Origin of the sequence: Geminicoccus roseus DSM 18922 (assembly GCF_000427665.1) — a bacterium.
GTDB lineage: Bacteria > Pseudomonadota > Alphaproteobacteria > Geminicoccales > Geminicoccaceae > Geminicoccus > Geminicoccus roseus.
The window spans coordinates 396882-415758 of sequence record NZ_KE386572.1 but is presented as its reverse complement, the minus strand read 5'-3'; the positions used below and the strand labels follow the sequence as shown (position 1 = coordinate 415758).

The window sequence follows — 18877 nt, the reverse complement described above, 5'->3', positions numbered from 1 at the left end:
GGCCGGCAGGGCAGGAAAGGATCATGGGTTGAGCGGCCCCAGCCCAGGCTTGCCGGCCTCCGGCGCATTGCGGCCAAGCCATAGGCGTGCCTCGCCCAGCCGCTCCCTCAGTCTTTCCCCGTCCCAAGGGCGATGGAGTTGCGCCGCCTGGAGCAATCCATCCAGCTCGCGGCCGAGGGCGGGATCAGGCAGGCGCGCGGCAAAGGCGGCGACCGTGGCGGGTGCCGGCAGGCCCCGCAGCCGGTCGAGCCACCCGAACAGCGCGGCTTCGCTTTTCGGGGCATTGCCGGAACGCAGGGCATCCTCCAGCCTCGCAAAGGCGTCCTGTTCCTCGTCGCCATGCCGCCGTTGCCGCCGCCGCGCGACCAGCCATCCAAGAGCTGCCAGGATCAGGATGGCCAGCACGACCAGGGCCGGCCAGGCACCCGATCCGGCCGACGTCGCCAGCGGCCGGTTGCCGGCCGCCGCGGCCGGCGCGGCCGCGGCGATCGTGAAGGTCCGGCCGGGAAGCTCGGCCGTGGCCGCTTCGCCGCTGTCCGCATGCCACCAGCGCAGCTCGATCGGCGGCACCGTCACCGTCCCTGGCGTTTCGGCGACATAGGTGACCTGCTCGATCCGCTTGCCGGTGAACGCACCGCGCTGCTGCTGGTCGTCCAGCCGGGGCGGGCGCGGATAGGCGCGAAGGCCGGCGATCGGGTCCCCGGTCAGCGAGGGCAGCATCATGGCCGGGACGTCCCGGGCCTGGAGCGTGATCGTCCGGGTCACCGCGTCGCCCGGCCGGAGGCCGTCCGGCTGCGGCTGCCATTGCTCGGTCAGTTCCACGCCGCTGCTCACCACGAGCGGGCCGGGCCCCTCGGCGCCTCTGGGCAGCGCGGCCGTGATGGTGACCGGTTCGGTCTGCAGCTGGTGGTCCCGGACCGGGCCGCCATCGGCCGACGTGCTGGCGAAGCGGACGGTGAAGGCCGGAAGCGTCAGCGGGCCGGGCCGCTGCGGGAACAAAGCGAGCCCGTGGGTCTGGCTGACATAGCTGGTTCCACGGTCGCTCTCGCTGCCCAGCAGCGGCCGGTCCTGCACCGTCATCAGGACGGCCCCCGGCAGGCTCGGCAGGTCGAAGGCCGCGGCGCCGGCAAAGGTCGTGGTGGTCAGCAGCTTGACGTAGATCGAGACGCGCTGGCCGACGAGCACGTCGGCCTGTTCGCCCAGGCTGGTTTCCACCAGCGCATCCGGCGCTTGGGCCCGCGCCGGTGCGGCCAGGATCAGCGCGAGGAGCAGCAGGCAGCGGATCATGGCGCGCCACCCGGCGGCGCCGCGTCCTGGGCAGGCGGTACCGCGTCCTGGAACGCGAACTTCACCCGCAGGAAGTCGGCCGGCCTGGTCTGCACGCGCTGCAGCCACATCGCGCGCAGCGTGTCGTCGGCCAGCGCGGCACCGCCCTCGGTCTGCTCGACCTGGTCGGGCGGCGCATCCTGGGCGCGGTCGTCGAAGACGATCGAATCGGCCGCGAGCTGCCCGCCGGTGCTCTCCTCGGCCGCATCGGCGCCGGCCTGGTCCAGACGCTCCTGGCGGATCCGGGCGATCTCCAGGTTCTCCTGCGCTTCCACCCAGTCCGGACGGGCTGCCAGGGCCTGCCGGTAGCTCGCGATGGCGCCGGGATAGTCGCCGCTCATCACCAGCGCGTTGCCCCGGCCATAGGCGGCCTGCGGCCGATCCACCCGTCCGAACGCAGCGGCAGCCTCCTTGTACTGCCTGGCCCGGTAGAGAGCCTCGGCCTGGCGCAGCGGATCGGCGAAGGCTTTCGCCGCCTCGGCGTGCCGGCCGCGCTCCTCCAGCCATTGCCCGCGCTGGTCCGGCGTCAGCCAGAGCCCGCTGAACGACCAGCGGGCAGCCGAGCCGGCCCAGAGGCCGGCCGCCGCGAGGACGAGGAGGGCGAGCCCGCCCGCCACCAGCCTGCGGGTCATGACCATCGCACGACCCAGCCGCGGCGGAACCACATCAGGTTCAGCAGCACCACCAGCGGCACCAGCCAGTAGCCGGCATCCTGCCAGCGCTCGCCGCCATCGACGCCGCCCGCCACGTCGGCGAGGCTGGTCGCGACCTCGCCCGCCAGCGCCGTGACATCCGCCGGATCGGGCGTCACCACCGTGAGCCCGCCGCCACCCGCATCGGCGGCGGCCTGCAGCGCCGCCCGGTCCAGCGCCGGAGCCGGCGGCCCGCCGACGACCGACACCTCCGTGCCGGCCGCCACCGCGAGCACATGCACCGGCGCGCCGCCATTCTCGCGGATCCTGCGCAGCGCCTCGGCCTGGTCGGGTGTGACCGCGTCGGTCACCAGCAGGATCGAGCCCGGCTGCCCGGACGACTTCAGCTCCTGGTCGGCCAGCGCCACCGCCTCGGCCGGCGCGTCGCCTTCTCGCGGCATGACGTCCGGCACCAGCTCGGCGGCGAAGCCTGCCACGATGTCGGCGTCGCGGGTGAGCGGCATGACCAGGTGCGCGCTGCCGGCATAGGCGACCAGCCCGCTGGCGGCATCCGGCCGCAGCGCCAGCAGGTCCTTGATCTTCTGGGCGGCCCGCTCCAGCCGGGTGGGCTGGATGTCCTGCGCCAGCATCGACGGCGTCACCTTCATGGCGATCATGAGCGCCGCCTGGTCCTGGGCGAACGGGGCCGGTTCCCGGCGCCAGGTCGGCCCGCTCAAGGCCAGGATGGCGATGCACCATGCCGCCAGCAGCACCTGCCAGGGACGGATGCCCTGCTGCTCCTGCGTCACCATCAGGTGCTGCAGGAGGTGCGGGGCGATGACGCCCCGCCAGGGCCGCGCGCTGTCCTGCCGCCGCCCGATCTCCCAGGCGAGCAGGAGGGCCGGCAGCAGCGCCAGGAGCCACCAGGGCCGCAGCAGGTGGAACTCGCCAATGCCTAGAACCGGCCAGAACGCGGCGGTCGTCGCCACCGGGGCCGGGCGCCGCCGGCGCACCACCTCGCGCAGCACCAGGGCCAGCTGGCCCAGCATGGTCAGCGCCAGGGCGATGCCGAGCGGCCAGAAGAACAGGTCGTGCCTGGGCCGGTAGCTGATCGTCTCGACCTTGCGGGTCTCCAGCTCGTCCAGGCGCTGGTAGACGCCTTCCAGCTCGGCGCGGTCGTTCGCGTGGAAGTAGGCGCCGCCCGTGGTGCTGGCGATCGAGCGCAGGGTTTCCTCGTCGAGCCGGTCCTCGCCCACCGCGGCCGGGTCGCCCACCGCGATCGTGTGGATGGTGATGCCGCGGTCCCGGGCGATCCGCGCCGCCTCCACCGGCGGCACCTTGCTGCCGGTGTCGTTGCCGTCGGTCATCAGGATCAGGACGCGCTCCTGGACCTGGCTGTTCTCGAACGTGCTGATCGCCAGGCCGATCGCGTCGCCCAGCATGGTCTGGGGACCCGCCATCCGCACGCTGGTCTCGTCCAGCAGCCGCCGGCTGACCGCGAGATCCTGGGTGAACGGGACCTGCACGAACGGTGCCGTGCCGAACACGATCAGGCCGACCCGGTCGCCGTCGCGCCGCAGCAGGAAGTCGCCGACCACCTGCTTGGCGGCGGCGAGCCGGTCGATCGTCCGGCCGCTTTGGTCGGTGAAGTCCTCGGTCTCCATCGAGCCCGACAGGTCGACCGCCAGCAGAAGGTCGCGGGTCGGCAGCTCCCGCACGACCGGCGGCTCGACCCATTGTGGCCGGGCCAGCGCCAGCACCATGCAGGTCCAGGCAAGGACCAGGACGATGCGCTGGAAGAGGCCGGGCCTGGCCACCGCCGCCCCGGGCGTCGGCGACTGTCCGGTCAGCCGGGCCAGCCGGTCCAGGAAGGGCACCGCCACCGCCGCACGCGGCTGGCGGAACGGCGGCAGCAGCAGAACCGCGAGCGGCAGGACCAGGACCGCCAGGAGCCAGGGATAGGCGAGCTGGATCATCAGGGCGCTGCCCGGTGGCGGCGGATCCAGGCGGTGGCGGCGGCCAAGAGGGCGTCCCCGTCCGCTTCGCTCATGCGCCTGGCTAGGCCCGGATCATAGGCGAGCGCGCCGAGCGGCCGGCCCGGCCCGGTGGTGAACGCCGGAGCGGCGGCTGTCTCGTCCAGGAAGGCCAGCCAGGCCTGGCCGCTGAGCGAGGCGACCCGCTCCCGGGGATAGGCCGCCAGCGCCGTGCGCTTGAGCAGTTCCGGCAGGATGGTCAGCTGGTCGCGGCGCCCTCCGGCTGACTGCAGCTCGGCAAGCGCCGCGCGCCGGTAGGCATCGGCCCGCCATCGACGGGCCGTCCGCCAGCAGGCCCAGCCAAGGGTCATCGCCAGGGCCAGCGCCACGACGTACCAGCCCGGCGCCGGCGGCCAGAAGGGGACCGGCGGGGAAGCGACGATGTCGTGCAGGCCTGCCAGGCTGCCGGGGTCGGTCTGGTCCATCTCAGGCGGCCCGCCTGGCGGCATGCCTGCCCAGCAGGCTGCGGACCTGGCCGGCCACCTCGCCCTCGGTCGAGATCGGCAGGAACGGCATGGCGCGCTCGCGGGACAGCCGGCGCAGGGTCTGCAGGCGCTGGGCGAAGTCGTCGGCGAAGCTCTGGCCAAGCCGGCGGCTGGACGTGTCCACCTCCAGCTGCAGCTCGCCTGCAGCCATCACCAGCGTGCCGGCCTCGGGCAGGCTGGCTTCCAGGGGATCGAACACGAAGGCGAACAGCACGTCGTTGTGCCGGGACAGGCGGGTGACCTGCTCGATCGTGTGCGCCCCGACGCCGGCGCCATCGCCGATCAGGCAGACGAGCTGGTCATGCGTGGCGATCCTGAGCGCGGCGTCGAGCACGCGGTCGAGGATGGCGGGATCGGGATGGAGCGGCAGGTCCGCCCGCAATGCACGGTTCTTGCGGACGATGGCGTGGATGATCTGCAGCACCTGCTGCTGGCTGCGCCGGGCCGGGATCGCCACCACGTCGTGGTCGTCGAACACGAGCAGGCCGACACGGTCGCCCGCCGCCAGCGCCCGCCAGGCCGCCAGCGCCGCAAGCTCGGCCGCCGCCACCGATTTCATCGCGCGCCTGCTGCCGAAGAACATCGAGCGGCGCTGATCCACCACCAGCAGCACCGGACGGTCGCGTTCCTCGGTGAACACCCGGACATGCGGCTTGCGGGTGCGCGCGGTGACCTTCCAGTCGATGGCGCGGACATCGTCGCCCGGCACATAGCGGCGCAGCTCCTCGAAGCTCAGGCCGCGGCCGCGCAGGCGGGAGGCATGGCGGCCGGCCAGCAGGCTGTGGACCGGCTGGCGGGGCAGGAACGAGAAGCCGCTGGCCTGGGCGCGCAGGCGCACCAGGTCCTGCAGCTCGACATGGACGCCCTGGTCTGCCCTGCCAGCCATGGCGCGTCAGTCGTCGTTGGCCGGCGTGGCCGGAAAGATGGTCGCGAAGTCGTTCTTCATGCTGACCACCGTCCAGCCCCGCTTCTTCGCCTCGTCCCAGGCCTTGTCGAGCCGGCCCACATGGGACTGCCGGTCATAGGCGAACTCGCGCTCCGCATCGTCGTGGTGCAGGAGCAGCATCATGCGCGGGCCGTCGCCGCTGTCGGCGTACTGCAGCATCTGCAGGTCCCCGTCGGAGTTGCCGAACGCCAGGACCGGCTTCTTGCCGATGTGCAGGTGGATGTTGACCGGCTTGCCGACATTGTCGCCGTTGATCATCACCTCCGGCAGCCGGTCGATCACCGGCTGGCCGTCGACCTCCTGGAAGCGGTAGCCGAGCGTCGTGCCCATGATCTGCTCCGGCGGGATGCCGTAGGCTTCCGGCGCGAACGCCCGGATGAAGTCGACCTCGCCGCCGGACACGATGAAGGTTTCGAAGCCGTGGGCGCGCAGGTAGTCCAGCAGCTCCAGCTGCGGCTGATAGACGAGGGCAGGGAACGGCTTTTGGAGCGTGGGATGGCGCGCGGTGGCGAACCACTCCTTCGTGTCCGCCTCGAAGGCCTGCTCGGTCATGCCGGTATGGGTGACGGCGATGATCTTGACGAGGTCGGCCTGGCTGAGCCGTGCCAGCCGTTCCGGGTCGTTGGCGATCACCGAGGCATAAGGCTCCTCCGTCCGCCATTCCGGATGGTCGGCCTCCATGGCGCGCACCCGGTCGAGCGCGAACAGGACCTCGAAATAGATCGGCTGCTCCGCCCACAGCGTGCCGTCATTGTCGAAGGTCGCGATGCGTTCGCCGGGCGGCAGGTAGCGGGGGTCGCCCTCGGTGATCACGCGCTCGACGAAGTCGACCAGCGCATACTTGACCGGGGTCGGGTTCCACGAGGGCAGCGGGTCGACCTCGGTCGTGGCCGTTCCGCCCGAGGCGCAGGCCGCGAGCGACCACAGGGCCAGCCCCGCCAGCATGCCTCGGCATTTCCGCACCGTCGTCCACCGCATTGTTGCCTCTCCCGTTCAGGCCACCGCCACCTGTTTTGCCAGTTCCGCGATCACGGCATCCTTGGTGATGCCCTCGGCCACGGCATCGTAGCTGAGCGTCAGCCGGTGGCGCAGGCAGTCGCCCAGCACCGAGCGGACATCGTCCGGCGAGACGAAGTCCCGCCCATGCAGCCAGGCATGCGCCCGGGCCGCCTTGTCCAGGGCGATCGTGCCGCGCGGGCTGGCGCCGATCTGGATCCAGCCCTTCAGCCGGTCGCCGAACCTCTCCGGCCGGCGCGTCGCGGCGATCAGGTCGACGATGTAGCGCTCGACCGGCTCCGTGATCGGCAGGGCGCGGATCGCCGCGCGGGCCTCGAAGATCATCGCCTGCGGGATCATGTCGGCCGAGGGCCCATGAGGGCCGGAGGCGGCATTCTCCTCGCCGCGCACCAGGCGCATCACCTCCAGCTCCGCCGCATCGCTCGGATAGCTGATGGTGACGTGCATCAGGAACCGGTCCATCTGCGCCTCGGGCAGCGGGTAGGTCCCCTCCTGCTCGATCGGGTTCTGGGTCGCCAGCACCATGAACAGGTCCGGCAGCCGGTGGGTGGTTCCGGCCACGGTGACCTGCCGCTCCTCCATCGCCTCCAGGAGCGCCGCCTGCACCTTGGCCCCGGCCCGGTTGATCTCGTCGGCCAGGACGAGGTTGCCGAACACAGGTCCCGGCTGGAACTTGAACGTGCCGGCGCCGCCCTGCTCGTAGTAGATCTCTGTGCCGGTCACGTCGGACGGCAGGAGGTCCGGCGTGAACTGGATGCGCTGGAAGTTGCCTTCCAGGTTCTTGGCGAGCGTCTTGATCGCCCGGGTCTTGGCCAGACCCGGCAGGCCTTCCAGGAGCATGTTGCCGTTGCAGAGCAGGCAGAGGAGCAGGCGCTCGGTCACCTGCTCCTGGCCAATGATCGATTCCTGGATCCGGGCGCGCAGCGTGAGGACCGCGTCGCGCGCCCGGGAGGCCGAGGCTTCGCTCAGTTGCGTGCCCCTGGCATGAACTCCTCGAGCTGCTGCAGGCGCCCGAACGCCTGACGCGCCTGCAACGTGTTGTAGTTGATGTTGCCGGCATTCAGGCTCGTGCCGAGCTGGTAGGGATAGTCCTCAAAGTCTGCGAAGAACTCCTTGAGACGTTCCTGGATCGGCACGAACAGCCAGAGGAGATCGCCGTACCACCGGATGTACATGCCGGATTCGTCCGGTGCCCGTTCGTAGGGATCGGCCCGCAGGTTGATGATGAGGGGCCAACCGGGCGTTTCGCGCGTGCCGGTGGCGATGTTGCCGCGGATCACCGCGAAATGGATCTTCCAGTCGCCCCACCGGGCCGCGTTCAGCTCGCCCGCCTGCGAGAAGTACAGGTAGAAGTCGCGGGGCCCTTCCTCGACCTCGCCCTTCAGGAGGGGCACCAGGTTGTAGCCGTCGAGGTGCACCTTGAAGGTCTTGTTGTTGGTGGTGTAGCCCTGCGCCATCTTCTGGACCAGATCGGGTTCGCCGGCCGCGGCCGCGAAGGTGGGCATCCAGTCGTTGTGGGCCACCGGCTCGTTGATGACGGTGCCGGGCTCGATGACGCCGGGCCAGCGCACCAGCATCGGCACGCGGTGCCCGCCTTCCCAGGTCGTGCCCTTCTCGCCCTTGAACGGCGTGGTGCCGCCATCCGGCCAGGAGACTTCTTCGGCGCCGTTGTCGGTCGAGTACATAACGATCGTATTGTCGGCGATGCCGAGGTCGTCGAGCTTCTTCAGCAACTGCCCGACATGGCCGTCATGCTCGACCATGCCGTCCGGATAGAGCCCGACCCCGGTGGTGCCGACGGATTCCGGCTTCAGATGGGTCCAGACATGCATCCGGGTGGTGTTGAACCAGACGAAGAACGGCTTCGACGCGGCAGCGTTGCGATCGATGAAGTCGGTCGCGTGCTGCAGGATCTCCTCGTCGATCGTCTCCATGCGCTTGCGGGTCAGCGGGCCGGTATCCTCGATCTGGCCGTCGGCCCGCGAATGGATGACGCCCCGCGGACCGTACTTCTCGCGGAACGCCGGGTCCTTCGGGTAGTAGTAGCCTTCCGGCTCTTCTTCCGCGTTCAGGTGGTAGAGATTGCCGAAGAACTCGTCGAAGCCGTGGTTGGTCGGCAGGTGCTCGTCCTGGTCGCCCAGATGGTTCTTGCCGAACTGCCCGGTGGCGTAGCCCTTGCCCTTCATCACGTCGGCGATCGTCGGCGCCCATTCCGGGATGCCATGGGGCGAGCCGGGCATGCCGATGGTGAGGAGGCCGGTGCGGAAGGGATGCTGGCCCAGGATGAACGCCGCCCGGCCGGCGGTGCAGCTCTGCTCGCCATAGGCGTCGGTGAACAGCGCGCCCTCGTTCGCGATCCGGTCGATGTTGGGTGTCCGGTAGCCCATCAGGCCCCTGGTATAGGCGCTGATGTTGCTCTGGCCGATGTCGTCGCCCCAGATCACCAGGATGTTGGGCATCTCGGTGGCCCCGGCCGAAGCCGGCGCCGGCGTCGCGGGAGTGGTCTCCTGCGCCTGGGCAGAGCCGGTCAGTGCCGCCCCCACCGTGGAGGCCAGGGCCAGGCTGCTGCCGGACAGCAGCATCGAGCGGCGGTCGACCCGGACCTGATCGGACGGTGGGCTTCCCTGATCGTGTGGCTTCGCGGTCATCCGGCGTTCTCTCCTCTTCTTATGCAGCGGAACCCGAGATGGGACATCGCGCTGTCGATCATCTGCGGCTGGCGGGCTGCCGGCCGGTAGCGCAAGCAATAGTTGGGCGCGCACAGGAACGAGCCGCCCTTGACGACCTTGCGCGGGATGCGGACCTGTGGCTGGCGCGGGTCGTAGCTTTCGGCCTCGCTGCCGGAACCGCAGCATCCCGCCGCTGTCCGCACCGGCGCGTACCAGTCCGAGGTCCACTCCCAGACATTGCCGGCCATGTCGGACAGGCCATAGCCGTTCGGCGGAAACACGCCGACCGGCGCCAGCCGCTCATAGCCGTCGCCGCGGGTGTTCTGGTGGGGGAACTCGCCCTGCCAGGTGTTCGCCATGTGACGGCCACCCGGACGGAACTCGTCGCCCCAGCAGAACTCGGCGCCATCCAGCCCGCCCCGGGCGGCGAACTCCCACTCCGCCTCGCTCGGCAGGTCCTTGTCGGCCCAGCGCGCAAAGCTGAGCGCGTCCTCGTAAGCGACCTGGACGACGGGGTAGTCCTCGCGGCCCTTGATGGTGCTGCCCGGACCTTCCGGGCTGCGCCACGACGTGCCTGGCACGTAGCGCCACCAGTTGTGCATGTCGCGCAGGTCGACACGCTTCCTGGGCTTGGTAAACACCAGCGCGCCCGGCTTCAGCATGTCCAGCGAGGCCCCCGGATACTGCGCCGGATCGAGCGGCCGCTCTGCCACCGTCACATAGCCGGTGGCCGCCACGAAAGCGGCGTACTGCCGGTTGGTGACCGCGGTCCGGTCGATCCAGAAGCTTTCGACCTGCACGGTGCACACCGGCGCCTCTTCCGGGTAGTGCCGATCCGAACCCATCCGGAAGGAAGCGCCGGGAAGGTAGACCATGCCGTTGCCGGCATCCGCGCTGGCCGGCCGGACGACTGCCGCCGTCGCACGGCCCTCCGCCGCCCCTGGCCTGCCCGCGCGCGGCGGTGCAACGGCCGGTTCTGTTCGGTGAGGCAATCGCAGGTCGCTCATTCTGCCGGCCCTGGCCCTATCCGGTCGGAAAGAGGAAGGTGAGATTGATACGCCCACCGAACCCTTCCGGACCATCGTCCGGAGAAGCGGCCCAGTAGCGCAGCCCCGCGCCGACCTGGATCTTCTGCCCGGACACGTCGATGAGCTGGTTGACGCCGAAATTGATCGGGACGGAAGCCTGGTCTGCCTCCCAGTCGTAGGTCGTCTCGGTGTTGAGGAAGAACGTGGTGGCGTCGGCGGTCGTATAGTTCAGGAAAGGTTGCAGAAATGTGGTGTTGACGTCGCTGCGGCTGCCCTCGCCGGCGAACGACCAGATATGGTTGGCCAGGGCGCCATAGGTCCAGGGGCCGGATTGGGTGAGCGCCACCCCGGTCGGTCCTGCTCCCCACTTCTGGGTGCCCAACGCGTCGTCGGTCCCCGTCGGCACCAGGAAGACCGGCCCGACACCCCAGATGATCCCGTTGCTCGGCTCCTTGGGCGAAAAGAACACGCTCTGCACCGTGTCGCCGAGCCCGAACTGCTCGGTGTCGCCGACCACGTCATTCTGCCAGACCACCGGCAGGATGGTGCGGGAGATCAGGTTCCAGTTTTCGCTCAGCGAGACCGGGATCACCGGCTGGATGTTGAGGTAGGTCCTATCGCCGTCGTCCTGGCCATAGCCGCGGTCGTAGTTGAACTGGAAGGGCACGCTGATCAGACTGGCAACCGGGTTCGCAAGCTGCTTGGCCAGATCCTCGTCGGACTGGGCCCAGGCGGCGGCGGGGGTCGCCAGTGCAGCAAGCACGCCCACAGCGAGATGACGCATCACGTTGCCTTCTCTGCACTTTTGCCCAGATCTCGGCCCACTCACGCCTTCCTGCGCCTGGTCAGAATGCTCAGCACCTCAGTCTCCAACTCCTCCAGCAAAGTGCGGTAGTGGCCGACCATTCCTGGTGTCGCTCGATCATCGGCCTGCCAATGCTGCAGCGCATTCTGCACGTCCTCGTAGTCGTCACACACCATCCGGAAGTCCGGATCGCAGGCATAGAGCCGCCGGATCGAGAACTCCTGTGTCGGAAACCGGCTCACGAGCAGATCGACGCCCTGCACCTGACCTGTCCTGCATGTTCTCTGAACCAGACCCCGATAGCTTTCGTACTGCCTGAAGCGGTAGGTGCGAACATGTTCGCACCTTGAGGATTCCCGACCGATCATCGCACCGGGCCGGCCGACGAATGTTTCCTGCCCCCGGGGGTTCTCAGCTAGCAGATCAATGGGTAGGTGACGGCGACTCATGTGGCGCCACAGGATGGAAGGACGGTTGCCCTTGTCTGTTGCTGCCTCAGCCCATGATGACACCCCTGCGGTTGAGCAGCCGTCGCATGATGCCGTGCGCGCCCAGATGCGCCGCATCCTCGCGGACCCGGGCTTCCAGGCCAGCGCGGCCCGCCGCCGCCTGCTGGAGTTCATCGTCGAGGAGACGCTGGCCGGCCGCGGCGACCAGCTGAAGGGCTTCACGATCGCCGTGGCGGTGTTCGCGCGCGACCAGAATTTCGATCCCCAATCCGATCCGGTTGTCCGGGTGGAAGCGCGCCGTCTCCGCCGCGACCTGCACAGCTACTATGACACGGCGGGCAAGCAGGACCCGGTCATCCTATCGATCCCGAAGGGCGGCTACGTCCCGAGCTTCGAAGATCGGGAGGTCGAGAAGGCCGCTGAGGTCGCCCTTCCGCCCAAGGCCCCCGAGCGGCCATGGCCGCAGCGGCGCTGGCTCATGCTCGCCCCCCTTGTGGTTGTGGTTCTTCTGGCCCTGGCCTGGAGCGCAGCGGGACCAGGAAGGGTGTCGTCGCTGCCTGAAGCGGACGCCACCGCCGCCATCGACCTGCCCCGAGGTCCGCGGATCGCCGTGGCGCCGTTCCTGGGCCTGGGGGACGATCCCGAGCAGGCTTATCTCGCCCAGGGAATCACCGAGGAGATCGTGACCGACCTTGCGCGGTTCCGCGCCCTGTTCGTGCTGCCGTTGCAGCGTTCGGCGGATGCCCCGGCCCTGCCGCTTTCCGCGGCGGACGTGAGCCCGGACCTGGAGGTCGACTATCTGCTGACCGGCAGCGTTCAACGCCAGAACGAGGAGATCAGGCTGATGGCCCGCCTGATCGACACCCGAAGCGGCGGGATCGTCTGGGCGGAACCCTACCGGAGCAAGCTCACGCCCTCGAACATCTTCGACATCCAGGAAGACATCTCGGACAAGATCGTGGCGACCCTTGCCGGCAGCTACGGCATCATCGCGGAGGAAGGTCAGACGGAAGCGCAGCGGCGTCCCCCGGGCTCCCTGGCCGCTTATGAATGTCTTCTGCGCTACTACCACTACCAGAAGTCGTTCGATCGGCAGGAGCATGCAGAGGTCCGCGGCTGCCTGGAGCGGGCGGTGGAACTGGAGCCGGACTATGCCGACGCCTGGGCCGTGCTCGCCAACATCTATGCCCAGGAATATCGCCAGGAGATCAACCCGCGGCCGGAACTCTACGACGCCAGGGAACGGTCGCTCGCCGCGGCGCGGCGCGGCGTCGAGATCGAGCCGAGAAGCCCGGTCGCCCAGCTGATGCTTTCCAACGCGCTCTTCGATCGCGACGACATCGCCGGCTTCAGGATGGCCGGCGAGCGGGCCCTGACCCTCAACCCCAATGATCCGGATGTCCTCGCCCATTTCGGGACGCGGCTCGTCTACATGGGCGAGTGGGAGGATGGCCGCGGCCTGGTCGGCAAGGCGATCATGCTCAATCCCGACGCTCCGGGATGGTACCGGGATCCGCTGATCTATTATTCCTACCAGAAGGGCGATTACGATCAGGCGCTGCGCGAGGTCCGCCGATCCGAGGTGCCGAGGATGTGGCTGTCGCTGTTCAGGGCGATGATCCTGGGACAACTCGACCGGAACGAGGAAGCGCAGCCCTATATCGAGGTGGCGCTTGCCTTGAATCCCACTATCCGCGAGCGCTTCTGGACCCTGGCGCGCGTCTGGAAGATTCCGGATCCGCACATCGAGCACATGGCCGACGGCCTGCGAAAGGCCGGGCTCGCGATCCTGTCACCGCCGCCGGGCTGATGCGCACCGGGCTGGCCGTTCCGTTCGAGGGAAGGGGCGTCCGCCGCCGGATCGGCGCGGTTCCTTGTCCGGCCGGGACGCCGTAGCGGTGGCCAGGGCGCGTCGCGCACCTGCCGGCTGCCAGCCCCCCTATTACCCGTCGGCATCCTGAAGAAAGGGCTGTGCCGCCTTCAGGGCGGGCGCACAGGCGGGGACCTGGTCGCCCAGCACGGCTTCATAGCTGGTGGTGCCGATCCAGAGGCGGACGATGGTGGCAGCACCCCACCAGGGATCGTTGCCGATCCGCTCGATCAGCACCGGCTGCGCAGCCGAGGCGCAGCTCGCGACCTCCTGCACGACGGCTGCCGGCGCACCCAAGCGGCTCAGCTGCTGGTCGAAGTCGGCCTGGAAGGGCTCGATGACGAACAGGCGGACGAGCGCCGCGACGAAGTCCCAGATCATGGCTGCTTCCTGCTGGCAGGCGGATGCGGAGGATCCGACATCGCACAAGTGCCAGGAAACTTGCGCCAGAGGGGCCCGGATCGGGTTCGCCCACAGAGTTGGGCGGGCGCCTGCGCGACTTCAAGAAGTCCCGGTGGCGGGATTATCGCCCATGCCGCCATGTCGACCGGTATCGGGGGGGAGCAGGACGCCATGGCCTGACTGGCCTCGGTCCTGGAGAAGGCTGGCATCCCCAACGGGATTCGAACCCGTGTCGCCACCTTGAAAGGGTGGAGTCCTAGGCCTCTAGACGATGGGGACCGGCCTTGCGGGGCTAGGTAGGCGAGCGGGCGGCGAAGTGCAAGACCGGATCACGCATCCGGGGGCGGGGCGCGCAGGGCGGCTTCGGTGCGGGTCGCCACCCCCAGGCGCTGCATGATCGCGCTCAGGTGCTCTTTCACCGTGGCCTCGGCGATGCCCAGGGCATGGGCGATCGCCTTGTTGGACAGGCCCTGGCGGACCAGGGCCAGGACCTGGCGCTGCCGCGCGGTCAATGCGCTCCTGTCCATCCGCCGTCGCCTCCGGTCGCAAGGATGCGAGCTTCGGCCGGCCGGGCGACGGGCGCAAGGGCCGCCGACTTGCCGGAGCCGGGCGGTTCCTCCATGTGGAGAGCCTGGGCATGGAGGAACACGGGATGAGACGGTGCTGGCAGATCCTGGCTTGCGTAGTGGTGCTGGCGCTGGCCGGCTGCGCCTCGGAGCCGATCATCCGCAGCGACTATGACCGTGGTGCGGACTTCGCCGTCTATCGCAGCTTCGGCTTTGCCGAGCGGCTGGGCACCGATCCCGCCGGCTACGCCACCCTGACCACCCAGCGCCTCAAGCGTGCGATCACCCAGGAGATGGAAAGCCGCGGCTATGTCCTGGCCGGGCAGGAGCCGGACCTGCTGGTCGAGTTCCGCAGCCGGCTGGAGGACAAGGTGCGGGTGATCAGCGCGCCGCCGCTCTGGGGGCCGTACCCCGACGCCTATGGCAGCTATGCGTATGGCCCGTACTGGGGCGGGATGTACCGGCCCTGGGCCGGCTATGGCGGCTTCACCGATGTCCAGGCCTACACCGAGGGCACCCTGGTCATCGACCTGATCGACCGGGCACGGCGGGAGGTGGTCTGGGAAGGGGTCGCCATCGACCGGACCCAGCCCGACGCCGACCCGCTGCCCGAGGCGGCGATCGACGCCACCGTCCAGAAGATCTTCGCCGACTTCTCGTTCCGGGCCGGCGGGGCGTGAAAGCCGGCCGGCGCCGTGATCGGGCAGCCGGTCATCCGTGGGCGTGGCGCTCCAGCCAGGCAACGGCCCCGCTCAGGTCGATGCCGTGCGCTGCGCCAAACCCGCGGACCGCCTCGGGCGCCATCCGCCCGTCCATGACCTCGCCCAGCACCCACAGGGTCAGGGAGCGGGTGCCCGTGCGGCAATGGGCCAGGACGGGACCGTCGGCGTGGTCCACCGCTTCCTGGAAGCGGCGCACGTCCTCCTTGGAGATGGTGGCGCCGGTCACCGGCAGGTCGAGATAGTCCAGCCCCGCCCGGGCGGCGGCGTCGGCCTCGGCGGCGGCGCCGGGCTGGCCGGCCTCCTCGCCGTCCGGGCGGTTGTTGATGAGGGTGCCATAGCCGGCCTTCGCGATGGCCGCGACGTCATCCAGGGCCGGCTGGCCCGCCACCGAGAGCTTGTCCGTGACCTTGACCGGCTGCATCCGCGCGCTCCTCGTTCCCTGGCCCCGAACGGTGGCCATGCGGAAGAGGTGCGCAGCGGCGGCGTCGCCCGCAAGGTTGCCACCATTCAGTGGGCGATGCCGGACGCGGCCGCCTCGTCGATCAGCCTGCCGGTCACGAACCGCTCCAGGTCGAACGGGCGGCTGACGGGGTGATGGGCGCCATGGGCGATCAGGTGCGCGGTCAGCCAGCCGCCCGCCGGGATCGCCTTGAACCCGCCGGTGCCCCAGCCGCAGTTGAGCACCATCCCGTCCACCGGGGCCGGGCCGATGATCGGCGAGCTGTCGTGGACGATGTCGCAGACCCCGCCCCATTTGCGCATCATCTTCAGGTTCGACGCGGCCGGCAGGATGTCGACCAGGCCCGCCACCACCGTCTCCAGGACCGGCCAGTTGCCGCGCTGCGCATAGGAGGGATAAAGGTCCAGCCCGCCGCCCACCACCAGCTCGCCCTTGTCGGACTGGCTGACATAGGTGCCGGTGGGCGGATCCATGATCACCCGGTCGAGGAACGGCTTCACCGGCTCGCTGACCAGGGCCTGCAGGCACATCGACGTGATCGGCAGGCGAAAGCCGGCCATCTCCGCCAGATGGCCGGAATGGCCGGCCACGCACAAGGCGACCTGGCCGCACTCGATCCGGCCCTTGGCGGTGCGCACCGCCTCCACCCGGCCGCCCTGGATGTCGAAGCCCTCCACCTGGCAGTTCTGCACGATGTCGACGCCCAGCGCGGTGGCGGCGCGGGCATAGCCCCAGGCGACCGCGTCGTGGCGGGCGACCCCGGCGCGGCGCTGGACGTAGCCGCCATACAAGGGGTAGCGGCCGCGCGTGTTCAAGCCCGGGATCTCCTGGCGCAGCTGCGCCTCGTCCAGGAGTTCGGCGTCGACCCCGTTCAGCAGCATGGCGTTCACGAAGCGGGCGCACAGCTCCATGTCGGAATCGGAATGGGCCAGGCGGACCACGCCGCGCTGGCTGACCATGATGTTGAAGTTCAGCTCGACCGAGAGCCGCTCGTAGAGGCGCAGCGCCAGGTCGTAGAGGGCGACGCTCTCGGGATAGAAATAGTTGGAGCGGATCGTGATGGTGTTGCGCCCGGTGTTGCCGCCGCCGAGCCAGCCCTTCTCCACCACGCAGACCCGGCGGATGCCGTGGTTCTTCGCCAGGTGGTAGGCGGTTGACAGGCCGTGGCCGCCGCCGCCGATCACCACCACGTCGTAGCGCGGCAAGGGCTCGGCGCGGTCGGTCCAGTGCGGCCCCCAGCCCCGGTGGCCGCCGGCCGCCTCGTCCATGATCCGTGCCGCCGAGAACCGCTTCATCGTCGCCCGTCATCCGCTGTCCGAGAAGCGCGATAGCACTCCGCCGCAGGCGGCTCCAGAGAAGCCGGGCCGCCTCAGTTTCGAATTGTTCCAAATAAAACAATGGTCGGGTTCGGCTTTACCCGGATGCCCCGAGGTTCCAATGGTCCTGGCATATCAGGCATGGCGTCCCGATATGTGGCATGTCCCTTTCACCCGTGCTGGTCCACCCGAGCCGATCATGATCGTCTGCGTCTGCAACTGCCTGAGTGAAGCCGACTGCGAGCGGGCGGCCGCCGCCCGGTCCGTGGATGCCGGCGAGGACCTGCATGCCGTGATGGGCGCCACCGTGTGCTGCGGGCGCTGCCTGCCGACCATGGAGGCGATCATCGACGAGGTGCGTGCGCGCCATGAGCGCGAGGCCGCGAAGCAGGCGGCGACCTGTCTGGACGAGGTGGCGGGGTGATCTCAGCCGCCAGCTGCCGGGCGCCGCAGCCGGCGTCCGGGGCCGGCCTCCGGGTCGAGCATATCCATCATCGCTATGATCTGGGCGACGGGCGCGGCTTCTCCCTGGAGGACGTGTCGCTGCAGGTGCCGCCCGGGGCGGTGCACTGCCTGCTGGGCCCGTCCGGCTCGGGCAAGTCCACGGTGCTGCGCCTGATCGCCGGCCTGGAGCGGGCGCGCGCCGGCATCGTCGCCCTGGATGACCAGGAGCTGAGCGGGCCGGACCGGTTCGTGCCGCCCGAGCGCCGGTCGATGGGGCTGATGTTCCAGGACGTGGCGCTGTTCCCGCACATGACCGTCGCCCGCAATGTCGGCTTCGGCCTGCGCACCCCGGATGCCAGGGTCCGCGAGCGCCGGGTCGGCGAGCTCCTGGCCCTGGTCGGCCTGGCCGGCCATGCGGCGAAATTTCCCCACGAGCTGTCCGGCGGCGAGCAGCAGCGCGCGGCCCTGGCCCGGGCGCTGGCCGCCTCGCCCCGTGCCGTGCTGCTGGACGAAGCCTTCTCCGCGCTGGATCCGAGCCTTCGGGCGGAAGTCCGCGCCAGCGTGCTGACGATCCTGCGCCATGCCGGCATCCCGGTGCTGATGGTCACCCACGATCCCGACGAGGCGATCGCCGAGGCCGACCGGATCCACGTGATCGAGGATGGCCGGATCACCCAGTCGGGCACGGTCGGCCAGCTCTACCGGATGCCGGAGACCCGCTTCGTCGCCGGCTTCTTCGGCCCGGTGCTGCGCTTTTGCGGCAGCCCGGAGCAGGGCTGCCTGGCTACCCCGATCGGGCCGATCCCGATCGAGGGCGATACCCAGAGCGACGTCGAGGTGATCCTGCGCACCCGCGACCTCACCCCGGTGGCCCTGGGCAAGAGCCCCTGGCGGGCGACGGTGCTGGCCTGCCGCGACCTGGGCGACCGCTGCCGGGTCGAGCTGGCCGCCAAGGGCAACCGGCTGGGCGACATCCATGTGCCGGGCGAGGTGGCGCACCGGGTGGGCGGCGAGATCGGCCTGGCGTTCGCGCCCGAATCGCTGTTCGTCTTTCCCGATCCCGCTGTCTTGAACGGCTCAAGGAAAGGGGGCATCGTCCCTGCGCCAAACCTGCAGGAATGATGCTCATGCCGATGTCGACCGCAGCCCCCGTGAAGGGGCATCCCGAGGTGCTGGCCGCCCTCAATCTTTCCCTGAAGGGCGAGCTCACCGCGATCAACCAGTATTTCCTGCATGCGCGGATCCTGGAGAACTGGGGCTTCTTCAAGCGCGGCGAGGCGGAATACAAGGAATCGATCGAGGAGATGCAGCACGCGGACAAGCTGATCAAGCGCATCCTGCTGCTGGAAGGCCTCCCCAACCTGCAGGACCTGGGCAAGCTCTATATCGGCCAGGACCTCAAAGAGATCATCGAGTGCGACTACCGCCTCGAACTCGAGGGGATCGAGCAGTACCGCAAGGGCATCGCCATCGCCGAGCGGCATGGCGACTACGTGACCCGCGACCTGTTCATCCACATCCTCGAGGAAGAGGAGGAGCACCAGGACCACAACAAGGCGGAACTGGAGCTGATCGAGCGGATCGGCATCCAGAACTTCGGCCAGAGCCAGATCTGAGCCGGCGCGGCGGCACCCCGGCCGGCCGATGCCGGTGGGGAGCCCGCAGCCGGGACGACAGGCCCGGCAGTCTTGCCTGGATTCCGTTGCG

General features: G+C 69.6%; 20 protein-coding genes and 1 tRNA gene. 5 read left to right on the top strand and 16 right to left on the bottom strand.

Features of this window, described 5'->3' with window-relative positions:
* Positions 1–21: 21 nt before the first annotated feature.
* The 11 genes from GEMRO_RS0103350 to GEMRO_RS27255 form a co-directional block, all read right to left on the bottom strand.
* Positions 22–1287, bottom strand: coding sequence for a BatD family protein (locus GEMRO_RS0103350; protein ID WP_027132885.1), 1266 nt, complete (start codon positions 1285–1287; stop codon positions 22–24).
* Entirely contained in the window at positions 1284–1958 is a 675-nt protein-coding gene (locus GEMRO_RS34570; protein ID WP_035486328.1) for a tetratricopeptide repeat protein, read from the bottom strand. Before GEMRO_RS34570 ends, GEMRO_RS0103350 begins: the two co-directional genes overlap by 4 nt.
* Positions 1955–3934, bottom strand: coding sequence for a VWA domain-containing protein (locus GEMRO_RS33985; protein WP_157505433.1), 1980 nt, complete (start codon positions 3932–3934; stop codon positions 1955–1957). Before GEMRO_RS33985 ends, GEMRO_RS34570 begins: the two co-directional genes overlap by 4 nt.
* Entirely contained in the window at positions 3934–4416 is a 483-nt protein-coding gene (locus tag GEMRO_RS27275; RefSeq protein ID WP_035484672.1) for a DUF4381 domain-containing protein, read from the bottom strand. Before GEMRO_RS27275 ends, GEMRO_RS33985 begins: the two co-directional genes overlap by 1 nt.
* A gap of 1 nt (position 4417) precedes the next feature.
* Positions 4418–5362 carry a DUF58 domain-containing protein gene (locus tag GEMRO_RS27270; RefSeq protein ID WP_035484670.1) on the bottom strand — a complete coding sequence of 315 codons (945 nt, stop codon included), beginning with the start codon at positions 5360–5362 and terminating at the stop codon, positions 4418–4420.
* Between the two features lie 6 nt (positions 5363–5368).
* Positions 5369–6367, bottom strand: a complete 999-nt coding sequence (locus GEMRO_RS0103325) for an HAD family hydrolase (protein ID WP_205624884.1) — start codon at positions 6365–6367, stop codon at positions 5369–5371.
* 48 nt (positions 6368–6415) lie between these two features.
* The gene (locus GEMRO_RS0103320) at positions 6416–7408 is read right to left on the bottom strand and encodes an AAA family ATPase (RefSeq protein WP_027132883.1); all 993 of its coding nucleotides are present in this window, start codon (positions 7406–7408) and stop codon (positions 6416–6418) included.
* The gene (locus GEMRO_RS27265; RefSeq protein ID WP_051328633.1) at positions 7405–9087 is read right to left on the bottom strand and encodes an arylsulfatase; all 1683 of its coding nucleotides are present in this window, start codon (positions 9085–9087) and stop codon (positions 7405–7407) included. The genes GEMRO_RS0103320 and GEMRO_RS27265 overlap by 4 nt, the downstream gene beginning before the upstream one ends.
* Entirely contained in the window at positions 9084–9983 is a 900-nt protein-coding gene (locus GEMRO_RS27260) for a formylglycine-generating enzyme family protein (RefSeq protein WP_035484666.1), read from the bottom strand. The genes GEMRO_RS27265 and GEMRO_RS27260 overlap by 4 nt, the downstream gene beginning before the upstream one ends.
* 148 nt (positions 9984–10131) lie before the next feature.
* Positions 10132–10920 carry a hypothetical protein gene (locus GEMRO_RS0103305; protein WP_035484664.1) on the bottom strand — a complete coding sequence of 263 codons (789 nt, stop codon included), beginning with the start codon at positions 10918–10920 and terminating at the stop codon, positions 10132–10134.
* Between the two features lie 41 nt (positions 10921–10961).
* Entirely contained in the window at positions 10962–11204 is a 243-nt protein-coding gene (locus tag GEMRO_RS27255) for a hypothetical protein (RefSeq protein WP_035484662.1), read from the bottom strand.
* Between the two features lie 292 nt (positions 11205–11496).
* On the opposite strand from GEMRO_RS27255, the gene GEMRO_RS0103295 reads away from it, so the two are divergent.
* Entirely contained in the window at positions 11497–13200 is a 1704-nt protein-coding gene (locus tag GEMRO_RS0103295) for a hypothetical protein (RefSeq protein WP_027132881.1), read from the top strand.
* Between the two features lie 132 nt (positions 13201–13332).
* Here GEMRO_RS0103295 and GEMRO_RS0103290 read toward each other — a convergent pair whose 3' ends face one another.
* From GEMRO_RS0103290 to GEMRO_RS27245, 3 genes are all read right to left on the bottom strand, one after another.
* A complete protein-coding gene (locus tag GEMRO_RS0103290; protein ID WP_027132880.1) occupies positions 13333–13641 on the bottom strand; it encodes a hypothetical protein in 309 nt (102 codons plus the stop codon).
* Positions 13642–13865: 224 nt separating this feature from the next.
* A tRNA-Glu gene (locus GEMRO_RS0103285) sits at positions 13866–13941 on the bottom strand.
* Positions 13942–13991: 50 nt separating this feature from the next.
* A complete protein-coding gene (locus GEMRO_RS27245; RefSeq protein WP_084506473.1) occupies positions 13992–14189 on the bottom strand; it encodes a response regulator transcription factor in 198 nt (65 codons plus the stop codon).
* A gap of 125 nt (positions 14190–14314) precedes the next feature.
* Between GEMRO_RS27245 and GEMRO_RS0103275 the strand changes: the two genes are divergently transcribed.
* A complete protein-coding gene (locus GEMRO_RS0103275) occupies positions 14315–14908 on the top strand; it encodes a DUF4136 domain-containing protein (RefSeq protein ID WP_035486321.1) in 594 nt (197 codons plus the stop codon).
* 31 nt (positions 14909–14939) lie between these two features.
* Here GEMRO_RS0103275 and GEMRO_RS0103270 read toward each other — a convergent pair whose 3' ends face one another.
* A complete protein-coding gene (locus GEMRO_RS0103270) occupies positions 14940–15371 on the bottom strand; it encodes a TIGR01244 family sulfur transferase (protein ID WP_027132878.1) in 432 nt (143 codons plus the stop codon).
* 86 nt (positions 15372–15457) lie between these two features.
* Positions 15458–16705 (bottom strand): sarcosine oxidase subunit beta family protein, encoded by a 1248-nt coding sequence (locus tag GEMRO_RS0103265; protein WP_027132877.1) that lies wholly within the window; start codon positions 16703–16705, stop codon positions 15458–15460.
* Positions 16706–16925: 220 nt separating this feature from the next.
* Between GEMRO_RS0103265 and GEMRO_RS0103260 the strand changes: the two genes are divergently transcribed.
* Genes GEMRO_RS0103260 through bfr form a run of 3 tightly spaced genes read left to right on the top strand, consistent with a single transcriptional unit; the run spans position 16926 to position 18786 of the window.
* Entirely contained in the window at positions 16926–17150 is a 225-nt protein-coding gene (locus tag GEMRO_RS0103260) for a (2Fe-2S)-binding protein (RefSeq protein WP_027132876.1), read from the top strand.
* Positions 17147–18292: an ABC transporter ATP-binding protein gene (locus GEMRO_RS27240; RefSeq protein WP_051328631.1), complete on the top strand. Its 1146-nt coding sequence runs from the start codon at positions 17147–17149 to the stop codon at positions 18290–18292. Before GEMRO_RS0103260 ends, GEMRO_RS27240 begins: the two co-directional genes overlap by 4 nt.
* 29 nt (positions 18293–18321) lie before the next feature.
* On the top strand, positions 18322–18786 hold the full coding sequence (bfr, locus tag GEMRO_RS0103250) for a bacterioferritin (RefSeq protein ID WP_027132875.1): 465 nt from the start codon (positions 18322–18324) through the stop codon (positions 18784–18786).
* Positions 18787–18877 lie beyond the last annotated feature (91 nt).